The 20543-nt window shown below is 71.7% G+C and carries 21 protein-coding genes; 9 read left to right on the plus strand and 12 right to left on the minus strand.

Annotation, left to right across the window (positions count from 1 at the left end):
• Window position 1: 1 nt before the first annotated feature.
• The 6 genes from G6O69_RS26405 to G6O69_RS26430 form a co-directional block, all read right to left on the minus strand.
• Window positions 2–781, minus strand: coding sequence for a hypothetical protein (locus G6O69_RS26405; RefSeq protein ID WP_172306274.1), 780 nt, complete (start codon window positions 779–781; stop codon window positions 2–4).
• Between the two features lie 212 nt (window positions 782–993).
• On the minus strand, window positions 994–1959 hold the full coding sequence (locus tag G6O69_RS26410; RefSeq protein WP_172306275.1) for a hypothetical protein: 966 nt from the start codon (window positions 1957–1959) through the stop codon (window positions 994–996).
• A gap of 3 nt (window positions 1960–1962) precedes the next feature.
• On the minus strand, window positions 1963–2781 hold the full coding sequence (locus G6O69_RS26415) for a CDP-alcohol phosphatidyltransferase family protein (RefSeq protein WP_172306276.1): 819 nt from the start codon (window positions 2779–2781) through the stop codon (window positions 1963–1965).
• Window positions 2782–2860: 79 nt separating this feature from the next.
• Window positions 2861–3331 carry a FixH family protein gene (locus G6O69_RS26420; protein WP_172306277.1) on the minus strand — a complete coding sequence of 157 codons (471 nt, stop codon included), beginning with the start codon at window positions 3329–3331 and terminating at the stop codon, window positions 2861–2863.
• 187 nt (window positions 3332–3518) lie between these two features.
• The gene (locus tag G6O69_RS26425; protein WP_217909913.1) at window positions 3519–4001 is read right to left on the minus strand and encodes a hypothetical protein; all 483 of its coding nucleotides are present in this window, start codon (window positions 3999–4001) and stop codon (window positions 3519–3521) included.
• A gap of 215 nt (window positions 4002–4216) precedes the next feature.
• On the minus strand, window positions 4217–4735 hold the full coding sequence (locus G6O69_RS26430) for a DUF721 domain-containing protein (protein ID WP_172306279.1): 519 nt from the start codon (window positions 4733–4735) through the stop codon (window positions 4217–4219).
• A gap of 9 nt (window positions 4736–4744) precedes the next feature.
• On the opposite strand from G6O69_RS26430, the gene G6O69_RS26435 reads away from it, so the two are divergent.
• A complete protein-coding gene (locus tag G6O69_RS26435) occupies window positions 4745–5161 on the plus strand; it encodes a hypothetical protein (protein WP_172306280.1) in 417 nt (138 codons plus the stop codon).
• A gap of 40 nt (window positions 5162–5201) precedes the next feature.
• Here G6O69_RS26435 and G6O69_RS26440 read toward each other — a convergent pair whose 3' ends face one another.
• Both G6O69_RS26440 and G6O69_RS26445 read right to left on the minus strand, forming a co-directional pair.
• A complete protein-coding gene (locus G6O69_RS26440) occupies window positions 5202–6734 on the minus strand; it encodes a hypothetical protein (RefSeq protein WP_172306281.1) in 1533 nt (510 codons plus the stop codon).
• Window positions 6731–7342, minus strand: a complete 612-nt coding sequence (locus G6O69_RS26445) for a PilZ domain-containing protein (RefSeq protein ID WP_172306282.1) — start codon at window positions 7340–7342, stop codon at window positions 6731–6733. The genes G6O69_RS26440 and G6O69_RS26445 overlap by 4 nt, the downstream gene beginning before the upstream one ends.
• Before the next feature lie 219 nt (window positions 7343–7561).
• On the opposite strand from G6O69_RS26445, the gene G6O69_RS26450 reads away from it, so the two are divergent.
• The 5 genes from G6O69_RS26450 to G6O69_RS26470 are packed head-to-tail and all read left to right on the plus strand — an operon-like array spanning window position 7562 to window position 11144.
• On the plus strand, window positions 7562–8299 hold the full coding sequence (locus G6O69_RS26450) for a polyprenol monophosphomannose synthase (protein ID WP_172306283.1): 738 nt from the start codon (window positions 7562–7564) through the stop codon (window positions 8297–8299).
• A 39-nt stretch (window positions 8300–8338) separates the two neighbouring features.
• Window positions 8339–9211, plus strand: a complete 873-nt coding sequence (locus tag G6O69_RS26455; protein ID WP_172306284.1) for an aminotransferase class IV — start codon at window positions 8339–8341, stop codon at window positions 9209–9211.
• 49 nt (window positions 9212–9260) lie between these two features.
• A complete protein-coding gene (locus tag G6O69_RS26460) occupies window positions 9261–9812 on the plus strand; it encodes a hypothetical protein (RefSeq protein WP_172306285.1) in 552 nt (183 codons plus the stop codon).
• A 43-nt stretch (window positions 9813–9855) separates the two neighbouring features.
• Window positions 9856–10164 carry a hypothetical protein gene (locus tag G6O69_RS26465; RefSeq protein ID WP_172306286.1) on the plus strand — a complete coding sequence of 103 codons (309 nt, stop codon included), beginning with the start codon at window positions 9856–9858 and terminating at the stop codon, window positions 10162–10164.
• Window positions 10161–11144, plus strand: a complete 984-nt coding sequence (locus G6O69_RS26470; protein ID WP_255215884.1) for a hypothetical protein — start codon at window positions 10161–10163, stop codon at window positions 11142–11144. Before G6O69_RS26465 ends, G6O69_RS26470 begins: the two co-directional genes overlap by 4 nt.
• A 52-nt stretch (window positions 11145–11196) precedes the next feature.
• Here the strand turns inward: G6O69_RS26470 and G6O69_RS26475 are convergent, their stop codons facing one another.
• Window positions 11197–11865, minus strand: a complete 669-nt coding sequence (locus G6O69_RS26475; RefSeq protein ID WP_172306287.1) for a helix-turn-helix domain-containing protein — start codon at window positions 11863–11865, stop codon at window positions 11197–11199.
• A 326-nt stretch (window positions 11866–12191) separates the two neighbouring features.
• Between G6O69_RS26475 and G6O69_RS26480 the strand changes: the two genes are divergently transcribed.
• Window positions 12192–13544 carry a hypothetical protein gene (locus tag G6O69_RS26480; RefSeq protein WP_172306288.1) on the plus strand — a complete coding sequence of 451 codons (1353 nt, stop codon included), beginning with the start codon at window positions 12192–12194 and terminating at the stop codon, window positions 13542–13544.
• Window positions 13545–13786: 242 nt separating this feature from the next.
• On the opposite strand, the gene G6O69_RS26485 is transcribed toward G6O69_RS26480, so the two are convergent.
• Complete coding sequence (locus G6O69_RS26485) at window positions 13787–14629, minus strand: SDR family oxidoreductase (RefSeq protein ID WP_172306289.1); 843 nt, start codon at window positions 14627–14629, stop codon at window positions 13787–13789.
• 165 nt (window positions 14630–14794) lie between these two features.
• On the opposite strand from G6O69_RS26485, the gene G6O69_RS26490 reads away from it, so the two are divergent.
• Window positions 14795–17872 (plus strand): hypothetical protein, encoded by a 3078-nt coding sequence (locus tag G6O69_RS26490; RefSeq protein WP_172306290.1) that lies wholly within the window; start codon window positions 14795–14797, stop codon window positions 17870–17872.
• A gap of 87 nt (window positions 17873–17959) precedes the next feature.
• Here the strand turns inward: G6O69_RS26490 and G6O69_RS26495 are convergent, their stop codons facing one another.
• The gene (locus G6O69_RS26495) at window positions 17960–18532 is read right to left on the minus strand and encodes a sigma-70 family RNA polymerase sigma factor (protein WP_172306291.1); all 573 of its coding nucleotides are present in this window, start codon (window positions 18530–18532) and stop codon (window positions 17960–17962) included.
• Window positions 18529–18714 (minus strand): hypothetical protein, encoded by a 186-nt coding sequence (locus G6O69_RS26500; RefSeq protein WP_176397101.1) that lies wholly within the window; start codon window positions 18712–18714, stop codon window positions 18529–18531. Before G6O69_RS26500 ends, G6O69_RS26495 begins: the two co-directional genes overlap by 4 nt.
• On the opposite strand from G6O69_RS26500, the gene G6O69_RS26505 reads away from it, so the two are divergent.
• Entirely contained in the window at window positions 18713–20524 is a 1812-nt protein-coding gene (locus tag G6O69_RS26505; protein ID WP_172306292.1) for an HDIG domain-containing metalloprotein, read from the plus strand. The genes G6O69_RS26500 and G6O69_RS26505 overlap by 2 nt on opposite strands.
• Window positions 20525–20543 lie beyond the last annotated feature (19 nt).

The following is a 20543-nucleotide window of genomic DNA, read 5'->3' on the forward strand; positions in this document are numbered from 1 at the left end:
TTCAGCGGGCGCCCAGCCATGCGAAGACCGGGCCGTCCTCGGTCTGCATGGACGCGTAGTCGTACATCGACCAGGTCTCGCCCTCGATGCTCAAGCTGCCTGCCTCGCCCTGGCTGACCACCGTGCTGTCCGCGTCCGCGCTGAACTCGAGGGCGAACTGCTGCTTGTCGGGGCAGGCGGTGGGATCCACGGGCGCGACCGTGAGCGCCGGCATGTCCTCGGGGGCCTGATCCTCGCGCGCGGCCAGCCACAGCGGACGCTCGCCGTCGTCGAGATCGGCGATCACCAGCGAGGCGGGGGCGCAGCTGTCGGGGTCGCGGCGAAAGTGGATCTGCGGGCAGTCGGGGATCTGGGGGTAGGGCGCGGCGTCGGGCAGCTCGATGGTCAAGGTGTAGGGATCGGGGATCAGGCACTGCTTATCGCAGGGGCAGGCGTCGAGGTAGTAGAGGCCTGCGCCGCCCTGGATGAATTGCCCGGTGAAGCTGAAGTCGTCGCAGCCCTCGGCGGGTGAGAGCGCGCCGACGAGGGCGAAGTCGAGCTCCTCGGCGGGGGCGTCACAGCTTTGACTGCCGGTCTCGCTGCTCGTGTCGGTGTCGGTGTCGGTGTCGCCCTCGCTGCCCGTCTCCGTCTGTGTCCCCGATTCGGACTCGGACTCGGTCGAGGGGTCGCCGACGCTGTCCTCGGCGACGACGATGTCGTCGCTACAGCCGCCAGCGGCAGCGGTGATCAGCACTCCCCAGACTCCGAGGTGGACACCCAGGTTCGCGCGCACACGAGTCATGGATCGACGCTAGCACGATCCCCAGGCCGCACGCTCAAACCGATCGGATCCTAGGAGCCCGTGGTGAAACCCAACACGACACCTCGCTTGGTCTTTTCGCCGAGGGCTTTGTCGCCAAAACTTGCAGTACGCCCGGTACAGCGGCGTTTTGGCTTCGCGCCCTCGGCGAAAATCCCGGCGCGAGGAGCCGCGCTGGGTTCCACCACGGGCTCCTAGCGGTCGACGAGGCCCACGAGCCAGCTCGCAAATTCTTCGCCAGCGACGACCTCGCGGACCTGCTCGACCAGGACCCGCTGGAGGGCGGGGCGCCAGGCGTCCTCGAGGCCCGAGCCGTCCAGGAAGTCGCGGGTGGTCTGGCTGCCGTGCTCGCGGATCAGCTCCCCGAGGCCGCGCTCGAGGGCGTCGGTCAGCCCGCGCCAGGCGGACAGGGCCCGGAGGATCGCGGCGACGTCGGCCGCGAAGTCGGCCGCGGGGTACTTGTGGCGCTCGGCGATCAGGCGATCGATGGGCTGGCCCAGGAGCGAGTGGAGGACGTCGATGCGCCAGGCGGCGAGGTCGGGGGCGAAGGCCTCGGAGGCGACCTGGGCGATCATCATGTCCACGGCCACGCCGAGGGCCTCCTCGACGAAGCGCTCGACCCTGGGCTCGAGCTGCTTTTCGAGCTCGTTGCCCACGGCGCTGGCGACCCCCTTGGCGACGCCGGCGAGGCGCGAGGCGAAGCCGCCCGCGCCGCCCGGGAGCTTGCCGGTGGTCGGCATCATCTCGCGCATGCGCTTGCCGAACTCGAGGATGTTGGCCTGGAGCAGCTCGCGGAGGATCGCCCGGGTCGAGGGGTGATCGAGGAGCGCCCGGACGAGCTCGGGATCGGGCTGGTAAGGCCGGCGCAGGGCGTTCTCGAGCGGGCCGAGCAGGGTCACGGGGACGCGCTCGGCGAGGGGGCCGTGGAGCTTGTCGGCGCGGGCCAGGGCCTGCTCGACGCGGGCGGCGACCCAGCCCTCGAAGGCGTCGGAGCGGGCCGAGCTGCGCACGCCCTCGCTGATCGCCCGGGCGACGACGCTGGCGTCGACGAGCTCGGCCATGGGCCGATCGAGCAGGTGGTCGAGGCCGAGGGTGACGAGGGTCGCGATGGACTCGGGCTCTTCGCGCAAGCGCTGGAGGATCGTGGACGCGTCGGTCATGGCTCAGGCTCCGGTCGCCGCCAGCTCGCTCTCGTCGCCCTCACCTGTGAGCTGCTCGCGCAGCTCCGAGCGGTGCAGCAGCCCCCAGATGAAGCCGGCGCCGGCGTAGCCCAGGGTCACGAGCAGCAGGTACTCGGGGAAGATGCGCACGAAGCCGCAGATGTAGCAGAGCACCAGGTTCACGGCCTGGAACACGTTGCCGGCCGTGCTCGCCCGCTTGCCCACCTTGGGCAGGGGCAGGTTGGAGACCATCATGGCGGCGAAGAGCAGGGCGATCAGCGGCAGCGCGCGCAGCAGGCCGTCGAACTCGTACTGGAGGCCGATCAGCAAGAACAGCCCGAGCAGGCCGCCGGCCAGGGTCGTGGGCATGCCAAAGAAGATCGCGGGGCCGCCGGACTCGGCCATCACGTTGAACTTGGCCAGGCGGAGGTTGGCGCACACCACGAAGAGCGCCAAGCTGGCGTACATCGCCCAGGACCACGGCGCCCACGACTCGGCGAGCTCGGGGGTGCCCTGGATGGTCAGCAGGATCACCGCCGCTGGGGCGACGCCAAAGACCACCAGATCCGTGAGGCTGTCGAGCTGCACGCCGAACTTGCTGGTCGCACCGAGCAGCCGGGCGAAGGTGCCGTCGAGCTTGTCGAGGAGCACGCAGGCGACGATCAGCCAGCCCGCGGCTTCGAAGCGACCTTGGCTGGCCGCGAGCATGACCATCAGGCCGATGACCAGGCTCGCCGAGGTCACGGCGTTGGGCACGACGTAGCGCCACTTGGCGACGGCGACGGGGGCGACGGGGGCGGCGGGCTGCTTGGGCTCGTCCACAGCCGCGCATTAACGCTGCAACCCCCGCCCGAGGCAAGCCCGGCGCGGGGGAATGCGTGTTTTTGCGAGGGGCGCCGACTCAGTCGACGATCTCGAAGGCCAGCGAGACGCTCTCGCGGACGTTCTCGCCCACGGCGATCTCGAAGTCGAAGTTCCACACCCCAGGCGCGTCGAGGCGGACGTTCTCGAGGCGGTACTGGCCGTCGCCGAGGTAGCTGACCGTCGGCTCGGCCGACATGGCCAGGTCGGCCGCGGGCATCCAGGCGTCGAGGTCCACGCGGGCGCTGGGGATGGCGTTGCCGCGCGGGGAGGGGTCGTTGGGGTTGTCGAAGCCCACGCGGAGCACCAGGTCGTTGCGCCCGACCTCGAGCGAGCCGGAGTCGCTCCAGAGGGTCACGCGGAACAGACCCATGTCACTCGCTGCCGACATCCCGTCGCTGAAGTCCTCCACCGCGCGGGTCTCGACATCGTCCTGGACGTCGGCGCCGTCGCAGGCGGTGAGGGGGGCGAGGAGGGCGAGGGCGAGGGCGAGGGGCTTGAAGCGGGACATGAGAAAACTCGTGTAAGTCTTGTGCTTCGATGTAGGTGCGTGTCAGGCGAAGACCTATGTAGGTAAGCGCAGTACACCGGGGGCGTCAACACAAAAAATACAGAAATTTGCTTACATGTAGGACGCTGTGCTCAGGCCTCCAAACGTTGTTCTGTTGCGATGTGAAGCTGACTTCGCGCCTCGGTGGTCAGGACGCGTCGGGGATCAGCAGGTTGAACTGGACCGACTCATCGAGGGTAGCGCCAACCGCGATGGCGAGGTCGAGGTGCCAGACGCCTCCCTCCTCGAGTTCGAAGGCCTCGAAGAGGTAGCGCCCGTCGCCGATGTAGACGGGATCGGGGGCGCGCGCCGAGTCCTGGGTGGTCCAGGCGTCGAGGAGGAGGTCGGCCTCGGGGATCCCCTGGCCGGGGTCGCTCGGATCCTCGGGATCGTGGAAGCCCACGCGGACGATCAGCCCGGTGGGCTCCTGGGCGACGAGGGCTCCCCCCTCGCGGGTGGACAGTGTCACGCGGAAGGCGCCGCCCTCCGTGTCCTTGGCCATGCCCTGGTAGAAGCTCTCTGCTTGGTCGCTGGCGCCGATGTCTCCGTAGGCGTCGGGGTCACAGGCGGTGGTGGCGAGGGTCGCCAGCGCCAAGAGCGCGAGGCGGGGAGACACCTTGGTGAGCGACAACATGCTGGAATTACCCAGCAAATGCCATTCCAGAGCGGCTCCATGGGGAATCACAGGGTTTTTCGAGCGGGGACCAGGGCAGGGCTGTCGCGTTGGTGAGCGCGACCCCGGCAAGAGATCTTGAGGGGGGCGGCTAGAGCGGCGATCACTCGGGAGGGTCGAGGGGTGCGCGATTGACACTGTCTCTCGGTGCCGAAATGGATAGGGCTCCCTCGCTAGCGCGGTTTTCCGAGCATCACGCGGGCCTGCTTGAGGGCTTCGCGCAGGCGGTCATCGCGGATCTGATCGAGGGCCTCGAGGGTCTCGGAGGGGGTCTCCTCCGGGAGGACGGGCTCGTGGTCGACCTCGATGGGCTCCGGGGCCTCGGGGCGGCGCTCGGACATGGGGGGGAGCGGGCCGACGAAGGCCTCGATCGACTCCAGGCCGAGATCGGGGGCGGCCTGGCCGAGGCGATCGAGGAGCTCCTGGCGCCAGTAGGTCATCTCGTGTAGCCACTGGCTGTCGTGTACGTGGACGATCAAGCGCTCACCACGGACCTGCATCGGCCAGACGTGATCCGCGAAGCGGGGCGGGAGCAGCTCGATCCACAGATTGCGCAGCCGCGACAGGCGCTGGCGCTCCGGCGGGACGTGGCGGTCGACGACCTCGCGGACCAGCGCGCCGAGCTCGGCGAGGCCGCGACGCTTGGCGATGTCGCGCCCTCGCCAGCGCTTGCGCTTGACCTCCTCGGCCATGGTCGCGGAGTGTGCCACAAGCTCGCGCGCGCGGCCGCGGCCAGGCTCCCCGCGGCGATCGGTGGCCTCGCGCTCGCCTCGCTGTTGGTGGCTGCGGGCGCCTGTGCGGGGCGCGAGGGCTGGCGCGTCGACGCGGCCCGGACCTGCGAGCGGCGGGCGGCGCCGCGGCTGTGCGTCCGCGCCGAGCCCGACTATGGCCACGTCCTCGGGCTCGCGGACGTCGAGCTGCTCCCCGGTGAGTGCGCCGTGGCCGGACCGGAGGTCCGCGGCGGGCTGCTGCGCGTGACCACGCGGGATCGCCAGGGTCAGACGCGGCGACGGTGGATCCCGGCGGGCAAAGGTCGCGTCACCCTGCTTCGCGTCGACGAGGCGGGGCGCCTCGAGATCGAGCGCTCGGCCTGCGACAGCCGGCCCTTCGAGCTCTGAGCGCTGCGGGGTCTCGAGCGCTGCGGGGATCCGAGCGAGCTCAGCGGGGGTGGAGCAGCGCCTCGCGCGTGGCGAGGGCGTAGCTTCGGCGGGCGCGGGTGTCGGCGTCGGCGCTCGACGAGCCGGCCGGGTGGCCATGGAGCACGCGCAGGCGCAGGGCGACCAGGCTGTCGACGTCGGCGGCGTCGAGCAGGGCGAAGAGCAGCGCGCGCTCGCCGGTGATCACCGGATCTTCGGGGCCGCGGTCGAGGAGCTCGCGGACGGCGTCGGGTCGGTCGCGCAGGAGCACGAATGCACGGCCGAGGGCGTGGCGGCGGGCGAAGTCCGGGCCGTGCGCGTGGGCGATGGCCAGCCAGGCCCGGGCGTCGACCGCCACGGTGCCGGCGTCGAGCCACTCCACGGGGAGCTCGGGGGGGAGCTCCCCGCTGCCCTCTCGGCGCGACTGGGGGAGCCTGCGCCGGGCTCGCTCGGCCGCCCGCGACAGGGCGCGCTCGTACTCGCGGAGCTCTCGCGCGCGCAGATCCTCGGTGAGCAGGGCGACGACCGCGTCGAGGCCAGGGCCCCCGGACGCGCCGCCGACCTCGATGGCGCGGTCGATGGCCTTGGCCACGAAGCCCTGGTCGAAGAGGCGGTCGACCTCCTGGCTCATGGGCAAGAGCAGGGCCGTGTCGAGGCCGCGGGCCTCCGGTCGACGGCGGGCGCGCTCGGCGATGCGCTGCGTGGGCCCGCTGCGCTCGAGGTACTCGCGGGTCTGCTGGCGCTCGACGGCGAGCAGCGCGGAGTCGCCGGCGTGGGGGGTGTCGTCGAGGTCCAAGGAGAGCTCGAGCAGAGCGAGCTCGATCTCGGCGAACACGCGCTCGAGGCCGGCCACGCGTCGCTGCCAGTAGAAGCGACAAAAAGCCCGGCCGTGATCGAGGACGCGGGCCGCGAGCAGGCGCGCGAAAGGGGGCAGGGGGCGGCCCGGAGGCAGGCCGAGGGACTGCAGGGCCTGGAGGTGAACCCGCGCGAGGAAGGCCGCCGCCCGGGTCCGCTGGTTCTCGTCGACGCCCTGGGCCGGGCCGTGCTCCGGCGTGGCCGCGAGCTGGGCGTAGGCCAGAGCGACGGCCGCGAGCACGCGATCGTCGATGGGCGTGAGCTGGGCCGTGGCGGGATCGGGGAGCTCGGCCGGGAGCGGCTGGCTCGCGCGATCGAGGATCGCCAGGCGCGCGAGGCCCTGGAGCTCGGGGTGGGGGTCCAGCGTGGGGATCATCGCCGCGATGGCCGCGGGGCTGGGCTCGGCGACGAGGATGGTCTTGAGCTGGCCGCGATCCAGGGGGAGCCCCGGGCACAGCGCCGGCATCAGGAGCAGGTCAGCGTCTCCGTGGCGGGCGCGCTCGGCCAGAGCGCCACAGTCGGGGACGGCCGCGATGGGATCCTCGACGGGCGGGAGATCGGGGGGCGCGTCGCTGTCGGCGTCCGCGGCGGGGGGGGGCGCGCCGGCCTCGGCCGCGCGATCATCCCCGCAGCCCGCGCCGAGCGCGACTACACCGCTCACGCTCAGCGCGAGGGTGAGCGCCAGCGGGCGGGCGCTCATTGCTCGACGAGGCGACGGATGACCTCACGGAGGCGATGCACGCCACCCATGTCGCGGGCCATGAACTCGAGACCGACGCCTTCGGGGTTGTCCGCGTTACGGACGACGGCGAGGATCTCGAGGGGGCGCGCGCTGCCAGGCGGGGTGATCTCGATGATCACCTCGTCGCCGACGGAGGGGCCGCTCTGGGTGAGCAGCAGGGCCCCACCTTCGGAGATCTCGGACAGGGCCGCGGTCTCGAAGTCGCGCTCTCCGCGGAGGCGCCAGCGGATCTCGACGAGGACGGGGAGGCGGACGTGACGACGGCGCGCGGTCAGCTTGACGTCGCCCGTGGCCACCTTGCGCAAGAACTGGATCTTGCGCCACTCGGTCCCGGCGCACATCACGGTGCCGCCGGCCCGAACCCGGAGCCTGGGGCGAGCGGCGTGCCATTCCTGGCCGATGGCACGAACCATCATCTTCCCGGGGAGGCCGGTGAAGGACAGCTCGAGCAGCACCTCTTCCCCTGGGTCGTACCCGTCGGTGGTGAACACTTCGAGGGCGTTCTCGTCGCGAACGGCGGCGGCGAAGTCCTCGGGGGTGGCGTAGTGGGAGCGTATTTTTCGCAAGGAAACGTACGTCCGGGTGAACCTGCGCACGCTATCACACTGTCGTCCGACGTGCGCCTTTTTCCTCCCTAGCTGTCAAAGCCTTCAAAACCCCGTGTAGGAGGGCGATACCGAGCGAATCGTCGTTTCTTTGTGAGCTTGCGTGGAGTCCGCCCCGGTGGTGAGACCTCCAGGGGTCCCGGCCGAGCGTGGTCTCCCGGCTTCTCGTATGGTGGGCCCGTGAGCACCGCGAACACCGTCGCAGCGGCCCATCCGCTGATCTGCCTGCCCACCTACAACGAGCGCGAGAACCTCGAGGCGATCCTCGACGCGATCTCGGCTGCCCAACCAAATTTTCACGTGCTGGTGATCGACGACGCCAGCCCGGACGGGACTGGAGAGATCGCCGACACCCGCGCGGCGGCGGACGAGCGCGTCCACGTGCTCCACCGCCGGGGCAAGGAGGGCCTGGGCAAGGCCTACCTCGACGGCTTCGCCTGGGCCCTCGCATCCGACGCCGGTTACACCCACGTGTTCGAGATGGACGCGGACTTCTCCCACGACCCGCGTTACCTCGATCCGCTGCTGCGGGCCTGCACCGAGGGTGGGGCGGATCTGGCGATCGGCAGCCGCTACGTGCCCGGCGGCGGGACCTCGGGCTGGCCGTGGCACCGCGAGCTGCTGTCTCGGGGCGGTGGGCTCTACGCGCGGACGCTGCTCGGCCTGCCGATCCGCGACCCCACCGCGGGCTTCTTGTGCTTTCGCCGCGAAGCCCTCGAGGGCCTCGACCTCAGGGCGATCGAGACCCGCGGCTACGGGTTCCAGATCGAGCTCAAGCACCGGGTCGTGCGCGCGGGCCTGCGCGTGCTCGAGGTGCCGATCGTGTTCGCGGAGCGCGAGCGCGGGAGCTCCAAGATGACCGGCAAGATCGCCGTGGAGGCGGTGTTCAAGGTCGCCCGCCTGCGCCTGCGGGGATAGCTTTGCGCGGCCGGCCGAGGGGCGTAAAAGGGCGGTGGGATGAGCACCAAGGTCTGGCTGTCCACGCACGGCGCCGCCCTCGACCCCGAGGACGCGACGATCAGCGTGTTCGATCGCGGCTTCCTCTACGGTGACAGCGTCTACGAGACGATGCGCACCGCGGGCGGCCGGGTTGTCGAGCTCGCGGCCCACCTCGATCGTCTGCACCGCAGCGCCACCGGCATCGCCTTCGAGGTCCCCTTCGACAACGCGGCGCTCGAGGCGGCCATCGCCGAGACCCTCGCCGCCGCCGGCAACTCGGACAGCCGCGTGCGCGTGGTCGTCACCCGCGGCACCGGGCCGATCAGCATCGACACCCGCGTGGCCGAGGACCCCGTCGCCGTCGTCATCGTCACGCCCTTGGCCCTGCCGCCGCCCGAGGCCTACGCGCGCGGGATCTCGGCGCTGCTCGTGGGCGAGCGCGAGGGCGCCCGGCTGCCAGGGCTCAAGACCGGCAACTACTTGGGCAACATCCTCGCCCTGCGCCAGGCCCACGAGCAGGGGGCCGACGACGCGATCATGTGCAACGCCGAGGGCGCTGTCGCCGAGGGCGCGACCTCCAACGTGTTCATGGTCGTCGACGGCCAGGTTCACACGCCCTCGCTCTCGACCGGCTTGCTCGCCGGGATCACCCGCGGCCGGGTCATCCAACTGATCGAGGGGCTCGGCGTGCCGGTCCAGGCGCGCACGATCACCCCCGAGGAGCTGCGCGCCGCCGACGAGCTGTTCTTGACCAGCTCCGTGCGCGGGGTCATGCCGGTGACGACCCTCGACGGGCGCGCTCTGGGCACGTCCGCAGGGCCGCTCACGCGGCGTCTCCAACAGGCCTACGACGCCTTCTTGGCCGCCGTCGCCCGCGGAGCGTCGGCCTGAAGCTCGCACTTGCTCCGCTTGGCGGGGGCGTCTAGGGTACGCGTCCGCGATGAAGCCCATCGAGATCTGTAATCACCTCGGCCAGGAGAAGGTCGACGAATACTACGCGCTGCTCTCTGGCAAAGAGGTCCGCGCCGTGCTCAAGGCCGGCGGTTCGCACTCGAACACGCCGAAGACCGCCTTCTCCCAGGCCGCCCGCCGCAAGGTCTGGCGCAAGCGCTTCGACGCCGAGTTCGGCAAGCAAAACGAGCAGCTGGCCCTGGCCCTGCTGATCGAGTGGCTCATGCGCCACCGTCGCTTCATGCTCGTCGAGTACCTCGACTTCCTCGAGGTCCGGCACACCCAGGGCGAGACCGACGAGGACTTCTGCGAGACCAAGCCGCCGGAGAAGCTGCGCGAGGGCGTGGACATGCTCCTGGGCAAGTACCCGCCCCACGAGGTCGCCACCTACCTGCTGCTGGTCGGCCACCTGCAAGAGACGCCGATCTTCGACGAGACCCCCTCGCTGCTCGCCGCCGTGGGCATGCCCGAGGGCGAGATCTCCGACTACGTCGAGAACCACAAGAAGCGCTGGGCCGAGCGCAACAAGGGCGCGGCCTAGCCCGCGCCCGGACCGGTCGCACGAGAGGGGAGGGAGGACGACCATGGATCGCCTGGCCATGCTCGAGCAGCTCGCCAAGACCAAGGTCGATGATCCCTTCCCGCTCTATGGCCTGGCCATGGAGTACAAGAAGCTCGGCCGCGAGGCCGACGCCCGCGCGCGCTTCGAGGAGCTCCACGCGCGCCACTCGAGCTACGTGCCGGCCTACCTCATGCACGGCAACCTGCTCGAGGCGATGAGCGAGGCGGAGGCGGCCGCGGCCGTCTACGCGCGCGGTGTCGAGGTCGCGCAGGCGGCCGGTGACGACCACGCCCGCTCGGAGCTCCAGGCCGCCCTCGACGCGCTGTCATGAGCGCGCCCGGATCCACAGGCAAGGGCGCGCGGCCCTCGTCCAGCGGACGCAAGGGGGGACGTGCGCCGGGGCTGGAGAACACCAAGGTGGTCTTCGCCAGCCCCCGCCGCCTGCCCAAGGCCAGCGAGCTCGACGGCCGCGTGGTCGTGCTCGACATCGCCTTCGCCTCCGAGGGCCTGGGCAAGGGCTTCAAGAAGACCACCGGCAAGTTCATCACCAACCTCGGCGCTCGCCTGGCGCGCTGGGTCGATCACCACGATCACCCCGCCCACGTCGACTTCGCCAAGGACGCGCGCTTCGTGCTCGCGACCAAGGCCGAGCACGGGGCCTGCCCCGAGATGATCGACGAGGCCCTGGTCCGCGACACCGGGCCGATCGACACGATCGTCGCCCACTTCGACCTCGACGGGCTCTACGCCGCGGCCAAGTGGCTGATCGGCGGCGCGGCGATCTACCCCGAGGCCGACGACGACGCTCGGGCCGTGGACACGCGCATCGGCACGCCCAGCCCCGAGGCCGCGCGCATCGACGAGGCCCTGCGCGCGCACTACCGCGACGAGGCCCTCAAGCAGCGCATCCTTCGTTACCTCGTCGACGGCCTGCGCCCCGGCGGGGATCGCCAGGCCATCGTCGACGCGGCCGCCGACTACCAGCGCATGGCCGCCCGCGCCCGCGAGCTCGCCGAGGCCTACGTCGTCGAGGGCGAGCTGGCCACGGTCCAGATCCCCGGCGGGGCCGGCAACTTCGACAAGACCGAGCTGCTGCTCCTCGGCCAGGAGCGCGCCACGGTGGCCGTGGTCGTCGACGGCGGCAACGTGAGCATCGCGGCGCCCTTCGACAGCGGCCTGGACTTCGTCGAGCTGCTCGAGCTCGGCGGGGGCATGCCCACGCGGGTCAACGTCCCGCGCAAGCGCCTCGACGAGAGCCTGACGCGGATCCGCGCGGCGCTGCGTCGGCTCGAGGGCGAGCGCCAGGGCTGAGCGTCCACTGGACTCGGTCGTTGGGCTCGGTTGTTGGGCTCGGTGCGATCGCTCAGCGCGGCGCGTCGTCGAGCGCTGGAAAGCGAAACTGCATCGCGCGGGTCATCAGCACCGCGACGGACAGGCGAAAGCGCCCCGAGGGCGAGCGCAGCTCGAGGCCGAGCTGGGCCTCGATGTTGTCCAGGCGCTGCTGGACCGAGGAGTGGTGCAGGCCGAGGGCCGTGGCGGTGGCGCGCACGCTGGGCTGGGCGACCAGGGTCTCGAGCAGGTCCTGATCGCGCATGGGCAAGGCGGCGATGGCCGCGATGTCCGGGTGCGGGGGCTGGCGATCGGTCAGCGGCACGAGCTCCGCGAGGACGCCGAGGTGCTCGTAGTCGATCCGCGGGTGCTCCGGGCTCGACAGGCGAATGGCGGTGACGGCCTGCTCCCAGGACTGGCGGAGATCGGTGGGGAGGACGGGGAGGCCGAGGCCCGCGGCGTGGGGGAAGGTCTCGGTCTCGCTGGTGACGACGCTCGCCCGGGCGGTGCCGAAGGGCGTGTCGATCGTCGTCGTCAGCGGCGTGAAGGCGGCCTCCCGAGCGCTCGAAGCGACAACGCGAAGCTCGGCGGTGGAGTCGATCTTCAAGCTCGAGAGGCAGCGCTGGTCGAGCTGTGGATCGGGAGCGGCCGTGAGCAGGAGGCGAAGGGCCTCGCCGCGTTCTAGCGGAGGAAGGAGCGCCATGGCAGGGCGGGGGCCGATTCTATCAGTGGCGACCCCCAGCGAACGCGTGATCGCGTCGATTGACGCGCCAGAGCGCCAGAACGCCACCGGCCGCACCAGGGGCAGGGAGGCACGCCGAGCTGCGCGAGGCCCTGACAAAGTGGGCCGAATTCGAGTTCCCGAGTTCCTGCACCGCGAGGCGGTCATGAACCGCAACATTGCCCTCGCCGAGCTCAGCCAGGCAGTCGGTGTCCCGCTGACGGCTCCCTGAGCGCACGGCCGAGGTCTGCATCGCCCCGAACTTGTTGACGGTGTCGCTCCTCGTGCGCGTCTGGTAGACCACGGGGGTGCACAGAAAACGACAGACCTCACCCATCGTCACCATCATCGGCCTGCTCGCGCTCACATGTGCCTGCGCGCCCAAGAGCCCACAGTCTTTCGAGGACACCGGCAGCGACTCGAGCGACGACGATGTGGGCGACGAGGTGGGCGAGTCGAGCGCTGGCGACGACAGCTCGAGCGAGGGCGGCGAGACCACGGGCAGCGACGGTGACGCCTGCGCCTCGGCCCTCGACATCCTCGTCGTGGTCGACAACTCCGGGAGCATGGGGCCCGTGCAGCGCAACCTGGCCGCGGCCCTGCCCACGCTGATCGCCGGCCTCGACCAGGCTAGCGTCGACTGGCGTCTCGCCCTGACCACCACCGACAACGGCAACCCCTGGTGTTCGGCCTCGACGACCTCGCCAGAGAGCGGCAACTTCGTGCACTCGTCTTGCCGCGATCGCATCGACGACTTTCTCTTTGGCGACAACATCGACGTGCGGGACGAGGCCTGCCTCGACATCTGCGAGCTCTCGGGCGACGCGCTCGAGACCACCCCGACCACCACCGCCTTCGACGACACGGCCAAGGCCCGGCCCTGGCTCCAGCGCGAAGGCGGCGTGCTCAACTTGAGCGCGGGGACGAGCCTCGCCGCCGCCCTCCCTTGCCTGATCCCCCAGGGCGTCAACGGCTGCGGCTTCGAGCAGCCCTTGCAGTCCATGCGCCTGGCCGTGGCGCGCGCGGGCTCCGACGCGGAGGACGAGTACGGCTTCCTGCGCGACGAGGCCTCGCTGCTGATCCTCCTCGTCAGCGATGAGGTCGACTGCTCCTACGCCAGCCATGCCGCTTCGATCTTCGAGCAGGACGACGAGAGGACGTTCTGGAGCAACCCGGACGACTCGTTCCCAACGAGCGCCGTGTGCTGGAACGCCGGCGTCACCTGCAGCGGGCCGTCCAGCGGCTACACCAGCTGCGAACCCATCGACCTCGACACCCTCGGTCTGCCGACCTCCAGCGATCTCGCGGTGCTCCACCCGGCCCAGGGCTACGCCGACGATCTCCTCGCCCTCGAGCAGAGCAAGCGCGCGATCGCGGGCCCCGGGGTCGACGTCGCCATGATGGCGATCACCGGCGTGACGGCCAGCGGCGAGGTCATCTACGCCGACGTCACCACCACCGACCCCGACTTCCAGATCAACTTCGGCATCGGCCCGAGCTGCGCGCGCGCGGAGGGCTCCGATACCATCCGAGGGCTCCCGCCGGTGCGCATCCGCGAGGTCGCCGAGCAGCTGAGCAGCGATCCCCTGCGCTCCGTGTGCGACGAGGACTTCAAGCCGACCATGCTCGAGCTCATCGATCGCCTCGTCGGCGACTGCTGAGAGTCTGCGACCCCGGATTCGCCGCCCGAGCGCGGCTCGCAGCCCATGGGTGCCCGCGCCTGGGATGAGCTGGAAGTGCTCTAGGAGCCCGTGGTGCAACCCAACACGACACCTCGCTTGTTCTTTTCGCCGAGGGCTTTGTCGCCAAAACTTGCAGTACGCCCGGTACAGCGGCGTTTTGGCTTCGCGCCCTCGACGAAAAGCCCGGCGCCAGGAGCCGCGCTGGGTTTCACCACGGGCTCCTAGAGCGCCTGAAAGCCGCCGGCCGCCGCGACGCCAGCGATGGTCCCGCCGTCGACGAGCAGGTCGGTGCCGGTGATGTAGCTGGCCGCGGGGGAGACCAGGAAGGCCACGACCGAGGCGATCTCGTCGACGCTGCCCATGCGCCCCGCGGGGGTGGCCGCGAGCAGCTTGCTCATCTCGGGCGAGCCCTCGGCCTCTCGCCGGCCCATGTTCGTGTCGATGATCCCCGGGGACAAGGACACGACCCGCGCGCGTCGCTGGCCAAAGGCGGGGGCCATCTCGGCGGCGTAGAGCTGCACGGCGCGCTTGGACAGGGGGTAGGCCATGCGCGGCGAGCGAAGGGCGACGCGCGCGAGCATGGAGTCGCTGTCGCGCATCAGCGCTCGGGTCAGCCTGTCGAGGGCCGGGCGGGCGACGAGCTGGGCCGACATCGAGGAGATCAGCACCGCCGCGGCGCCGCTGCACATCCGGGGGAGCGTGGCCGCGACCAGGCGCTGCGTGGCGCCGAAGTTGACCGCGAAGATCCGCGGGCCCGTGCCCATGGTCGTGGCGATGCCCGCGGCGTGGGCGAGCGCGGCGATCGGGCGGTCCGCGAGGGCCTGGAGGATCGCGTCGGTGTGGTCGGGGGCGGCGATGTCTCCCGCGACGATGCGGACGTCGAGCGCGGGCTGGGCGGCGCGCAGCGCCTCGGCCACGGCCTCGAGCGGGGCCGCGTGGAGGTCCGTGAGCACGAGCGGGCGACCCTCGCGGGCGAAGGTCCGCGCGATGGCCCCACCCATGCCTCCGGCCGCGCCCGTCACGATCGCCACGCCCTCGATCTCGATGTTTGCTGTCTCACTCATTTGCTCGCCCATTCGCCCGCTGATTTTGCTCGGAGGCCTGGCTCGCGGGTGTGTCTCGCGAGCCGGCGGGGGGAGAGCCTGCGCCAAAGTACGCCGAGATCGACCAGTCGCGTGGCGGGTTGTGTGCGGGCGGCTGGGGGAGAAGCGCTGGCCGAAGCGGCCCAGATGGCCGAGACTCGGGACGCCGTGGCCGACGAATTCCGCCGTCGAAAGGCGCACTCGCGCCTCCAGGAGGCACAGGCTGCCCTCGCTCGAGAGGACTGGGCCGTGGCCGAGCAGGCCTGCGCCCACGCGGTGCGCCTGGATCCGGGCGAGGGGGTGGCCTGGGAGCTGTGGGCCGAGAGCCTCGGCTGCCAGGGCAAGCTCGTCGAGGCCGCCCGGGTCCTCGACGAGGCGCTCGCCCGCCACGCGCAAGACCCCGCTCTGGCCCTGTCCTGGGCGCGGGCGCAGCTGGAGATCGGGCAGTTCGCCGCGGCCGAGCCGACGCTGCGCAGGCTGTGCTCGCGCTGGCCGGAGCAGCGCGCTCCCCTGGCGCACCTGGCTCGCCTGCTGCGAGACACCCGGGCCTACGACGAGCTCGCGCGGCTGCTCGCCGCCGCGGTGGGAGAGGGCGGGGCCTTCGCCGAAGATCGCGAGCTGCTCGCCCTGCTCGAGGCCTGTCGGCGCTGGCAATCGGAGACCCCCGAGCAGCCCTCGCGCCCGCCACAGACCATGCGCGAGCGCCTGCTCGAGCGCTACGGCGTGGCCGTGCTGGGCACGGGCTACGACGACGGCTTTGCGATCCCCTGGTACTCGACCTATCTGTGCTCCAACGACGACGTGGTCGTGACCTGCGGGCGCCTGCTGGCTTTCGCCGAGCACCTGGGCTGGCGCTGGCAGGCCGTGGTCGCCGTGGATCCGCCGGCGCGGGTCCTGGCCGAGATCCTCGCCGGGGCGCTGGGCCTGCCCAGGCTCGCGCTCGAGGAAGGGGAGGAGGGGGAGCCTGGGCAGGGGGATGGGCAGGCGAGCGCGGCCATCGACCCCGAGACCACGCTGGCGGTGGCCGCCTTCGTCGAGCCCGGCTGGCAGACGCGCTCGGAGCTGGCCTGGCGCTGCGCCCAGGCGGGCAACCTCTTCGCCTTTGGGGCCCTGGACTATGGCCGCCACCGCGAGGATCTCGAGCCGAGCTTGCCGCCGATCCTCGGCGTGGCCGCGGGCGAGCGCGTGTGCCTGCCCTGGTGGCGGCTGGGCGAGGCGCGGATCGGCTTCTCGCGCTTTGGACTGATCGATGATCTGCCGGCGGAGGTCGACGGCAGGCCGCCCGAGAAGATCGCCGCGGACTATCGCGCGCGGGTTGTCGAGTACAGCCTCGCGGCGCGGGAGCGGGCGGCCTTGCGCGAGCTGCTAGCGAGGCGCGAGGCCCTGTTCATTGGCCTGCGTCAGCGCAGCGCCGTCGCGCGGATCGTCGCCTCGCCCTCGCTCCCGGACGTGGACGTGGATGCGGGGGGATCGGGTGGTGTGGAGGTGCTGGCCCTGGATGGGGGCTCGCGGCCGGCCGTGATGGCGGCCCTGGCTCGGCTCGAGCGCGCGCGGCCCATCGACGCGGCGAGCGTGGACGCCCTCGCGCGCCGCTTCGTCGAAGATCCGGCCCTGCGCCCGCGCCTGGCGGACCTGCTCTATCGCGCGGCCCCGCGGCGGCTGACCGAGCTGCTCGTGGACCTGGTCGCGCGCCCCGAGGACGAGGTGCCTTGGTCCGAGCGCGACGGCCTGCTGCACCTGCTGGGCTGCGATCCCTGGGGCAGCCGCGCCGGTGAGCAGCTGCGTCGGTGGATGGCGATCGGCTCACCGAGCAACCGCAGCGAGATCGTGCAGTCGAAGTACGGCCTGCACCACCTCGCGGAGGCCGGGCCGGAGCGCTTTGCGGACCAGCTGCGGGTCTGCTTCGCCGACACGCCCGCGGTGGTCCTGGGCACGCTGCGCTGGCTCCACGACAACCCGGCCCACCATCGCCACGCCCACCTGGCCGCGGGGCTGCTCGATCACGAGCACGCGGACGTGGTCTTCGAGGCGCTCCAGTGCACGCGGGTGGCTGGCTTCGCCCTCGACTTCGGCCGCGAAGGTGCGCGCCTCGACGCGCTGCTCGGCAGCGATCGCCTGCGCCTGCGCGCCGCCGCCATCGAGCACCTCGAGCTTCTCCCGCCCGCGCAGACGCGGGCCGTGATCGCGGCCGAGCTGCGCGCCGAGGCGCCGCTCTCGTGCTGGGCCGCTGCGCGGACCTCGATCCGCGCCGGGAGCCTGGCCGAGCGCGTCGAGGGCGGGCGCGAGGTCGCGAGGCGAGTCATCGAGCTGTGCCGCGAAGGTGGGGCCGAGGCGGCGGGGCAGGGGCCGAGGGTCCGCCAGCTCCTGCGCGCCCTGGCCAGCGCGGAGGACTTCGAGGTGCTCGCGGCCGCGCTGGCGGTCCCGCGCGCGCCGGCGCTGCTCAAGATCTTCGCCGCGGCCAGCTTGCCGGCGCTGCTCGGCTTCGACGACCCGCGCCTGCTCGCGCCCCTGCGCGCGGCCCCGGCGGTCTTTGGCCTCGATCCTCCCCGCGGCTACGCGCGCTTCTTGCTGCGTCACGGCGATCCGAGCCGCGATAGCGACGCCGTCTACGGGGCCCAAGGGGCGAGGGATCTCCGGGCTGGCTACGAGGCCAAGGCGGCGCTGGCTCGCTGGGGAGACGCGGACGCGCGGGCCGAGCTCGAGCGGGCCACGAGCTACGCGCCGCCCCTGGCCGCGGCCGCGCTCGAGGCATGGTTCGGGGTGTTGGGCGCCCGCGACTTCGATCGCCTCGAGCACGCACGCGCGGCGGGGGGCGAGCTGGCCGACGCCGCTTGGGCGGCCGTCCAAGCCCAGGTGGCCGAGGATGGCGAGGGGGTGTGGAGCGAGGCTCTGGCCAGCTGGCTGCGCGCCGATACCGAGCGGAGCGCCGCCTGGGCCGACTTCATCGAGTCGCGGCTGCGCGGCCAGCTGCCCGCGAAGTTCGTCGTCGCGGCCATCTCTGGGTCGCACGAGGTCTACGCCGCGCTCTTGCCCGAGCGCTTCGAGGCACTGGTCGCGCGCAGCCTCGATCCCGCGGGGGTGCCCGATCGCCTGAGCGTGGACTTGCTCGAGTGGCTGGCGGTTCACGACGCGGCGCGGGCGGGTGCGCTGGCCGAGAGGCTGGGATCCTCGCCGCACTGGGGCGTGCGCCAGGCGGCTCGCCGGGTGCTGGACTCGACGACCTGAGCCGGTTCGATGGGCCGAGCCGGTTCGATGGGCCGAGCCGGGCGGGGGAGCGCTCTCCGGCGGCGCCCCGCTGGTCTCGCAGGGGGATCACGCGGCCGCCTCCAGGCCCAGGCCGAGGCCGTAGTCCTCGCGGGCGTAGTCGGCCAGCTGGTCGCGCAGCTGCTTGCGGGCCCGGTGCAGGCGGCTCATGACCGTGCCCACGGGGCAGCCCAGGGCCTCGGCGGCCTCCTTGTAGGCGAGGCCCTCGACGTCGACGAGCTCGACGACGCGGCGGTAGTGGTCAGGCAGCGAGGCGAGGGCGTCGGTGACCTCGTCGGAGAAGTGCTGGCCGTGCCAGCTGCCCTCGGGGGCGTGGGCCTCCTCGAGGCGGTGGGGATCATAGAGGTGCGCCATCAGGTCGGGGCGCGCGGCCGTGGCGTCGACGACCTTCTGGTGGCGGTGGCGCGAGATGAAGGTGTTGACCAGGATCCGCGACAGCCAGGCGCCGAGGCTGCCGCTCTGTTCGAAGCGATCCCAGTTGGCCCACGCCTTGGTCAGGGCCTCCTGGACGAGATCCTGCGACTCGCTGGGCTGGTGCGTCAGGCGCATGCCGATGCGGAACAGCCGGGGCAGGTGGGGGGTGGTCAGGTCCATGAACTCGTCGCAGGTGGTCGCGGTCATGCCCCGGTGCAAAGCAAGGACGCATCCAGGCTAAAATTTGCTGTGATTTCAATATAGTTAGCGAGAAAGTCAGCGGCCGAGGCGAGCTTGGCTATCAATCGTGTCTTTGGCGATTCGATTTGCAGCGTAGCCTGGCGCACCGACTTGGCCCGCGCCGCAGGGAGTGCGATCCTGAGCGGCATGCAGGTCCAGCCAGACGTCGCGGATGTCAGCGGCGTGATCCGCTACGCGCGACCTCGCGCGTCGCTACACCTGCGCGCGGCGCTGGTGCTGGCGTGGGCGGTGGCGCTGGTGGTCTTCGTCGACCTGCCGCTGTGGCTCGTGGGCAGCGGCCGCGGCCTGGGCTCCGACTCGCTGGCGAGCTTCAACCACCACATGGTCTTCGCCGACGGGTGGGTGTTCATCCCCCGCGGCCACGTGCTCGGAGACTTCGAGCGCGTCGGGGCGCTGCGGCGCTTCTACGCCGAGATGCACGGCGAGTGGATCCCGCGCACGATCGGCCTGGGGATCCTCGGGCTGCTCTCGGGCCTGGGGCTGCAGCGCCTGCTCGAGCGCCTCGGCGGCCGCTTTTGCTGGCGGCGCGAGCAGCTGGCGATCTTCGCCTGGCTCGTGGGCGCGCTGCTGCTGATCCGCCTGAACCTCATGTTCTTGCCGATCGCGGCCACGTGGACGCCGGTGGCCGCGGTGCTCGTGCCGGTGGCGCTACAGCTCGACCGCCGGGCGGTGCTGGGCTGCGGCGCGGCGGTGGCCCTGGCGACGGCGCTGATGATCCCGCCGGTGGATCCGGTGCTGGGCGCGACCTTCGCGGTGCAGGCCGCGGCCCTGGCCGTGGTGATCCCGCGGCGGCGCGGCGCCGGCTGGCGGTGGGCCCTGCGCCTGGCCTCGTCCTGCGCCATCGTCACCACGCTGGGCTACGTCGCGGCCCAGCTGCTGGTGTTCGGCGCCCTCGATCCCCTGGACCTCGCGAGCGCCGAGTGGGGCCGGCTCGTGGGCGCGCTGGTCGCGGGGCTGCTCTGGCCGCTGGTCGGCCTGGCCCTCGATCCCCTCTTCGAGCGCGCCGTCGGCAACCTCAGCCGCTCGACCCTGCTCGAGCTCGCCGATCTCAACAACCCGATCCTCCAGCGGATCTCGACCCGCGCGCCGGGGACCTGGGCGCACAGCCGGGCCATGGCCAACCTCGCCGAGTCGGCGGCCCACGCCGTCGGGGCCGACGCGCTCCTGGTCCGGGTCGGCGCCTACTACCACGACCTCGGCAAGGCCGACGAGCCGCAGTTCTTCATCGAGAACCTCGCCCGCGGGGTGGTCAGCCCCCACGAGGGCCTCGCGCCGAAGGTGAGCGCGGCCAAGATCATCCACCACGTGCGCAGCAGCGTCGTCCGCGGTCGGGCCACGGGGCTGCCCGAGCCGATCATCGACTTCATGCACACCCACCACGGCAGCGGGCGGGTCGAGTTCTTCTATCAAAAGGCCCTCGCCGGCGATCCCGAGGGGGTCGACGAGGCCGACTTCAGCTACCCGGGGACCAAGCCGCAGAGCCCCGAGACCGGGATCTTGATGATCGTCGACTCGGTCGAGGCCGCCAGCCGCACGCTCAAGGCCCCGGACCAGCGCCAGCTCGAGAGCATGCTGCGACAGATCGGCTTCTCCAAGCTGATGACCGCGCAGCTCGATGACTGCGGCCTGTCCATGGCCGACATGCGGCGGATCATCGAGACGCTGATCGACGCCATCCTCGCGTCGAGCCACGAGCGCATCAGCTACCCCTGGCAAGAAGAGGAGGCCCGGGAGCAGGAGGCCCAGGCCAAGCGCCAGGTCCCGCGCACGGCGACCATCGCCGACGGCGGCTCGGGGGCGGCGCCCGTCGAGTACGAGCCCAGCGGCACGCTGCCCTTGGGGGCGGCGCCGCTGCGGGTGATCGCGGCCCGGGACGACGAGCCGAGCGCGTCGCCGTTGGACGGGGCTGCGGCTGGCGACGACGCACCCGGGAGCTGAGCCGAGCTCAGCTGGGCCG

Source organism: Pseudenhygromyxa sp. WMMC2535 (assembly GCF_011083025.2).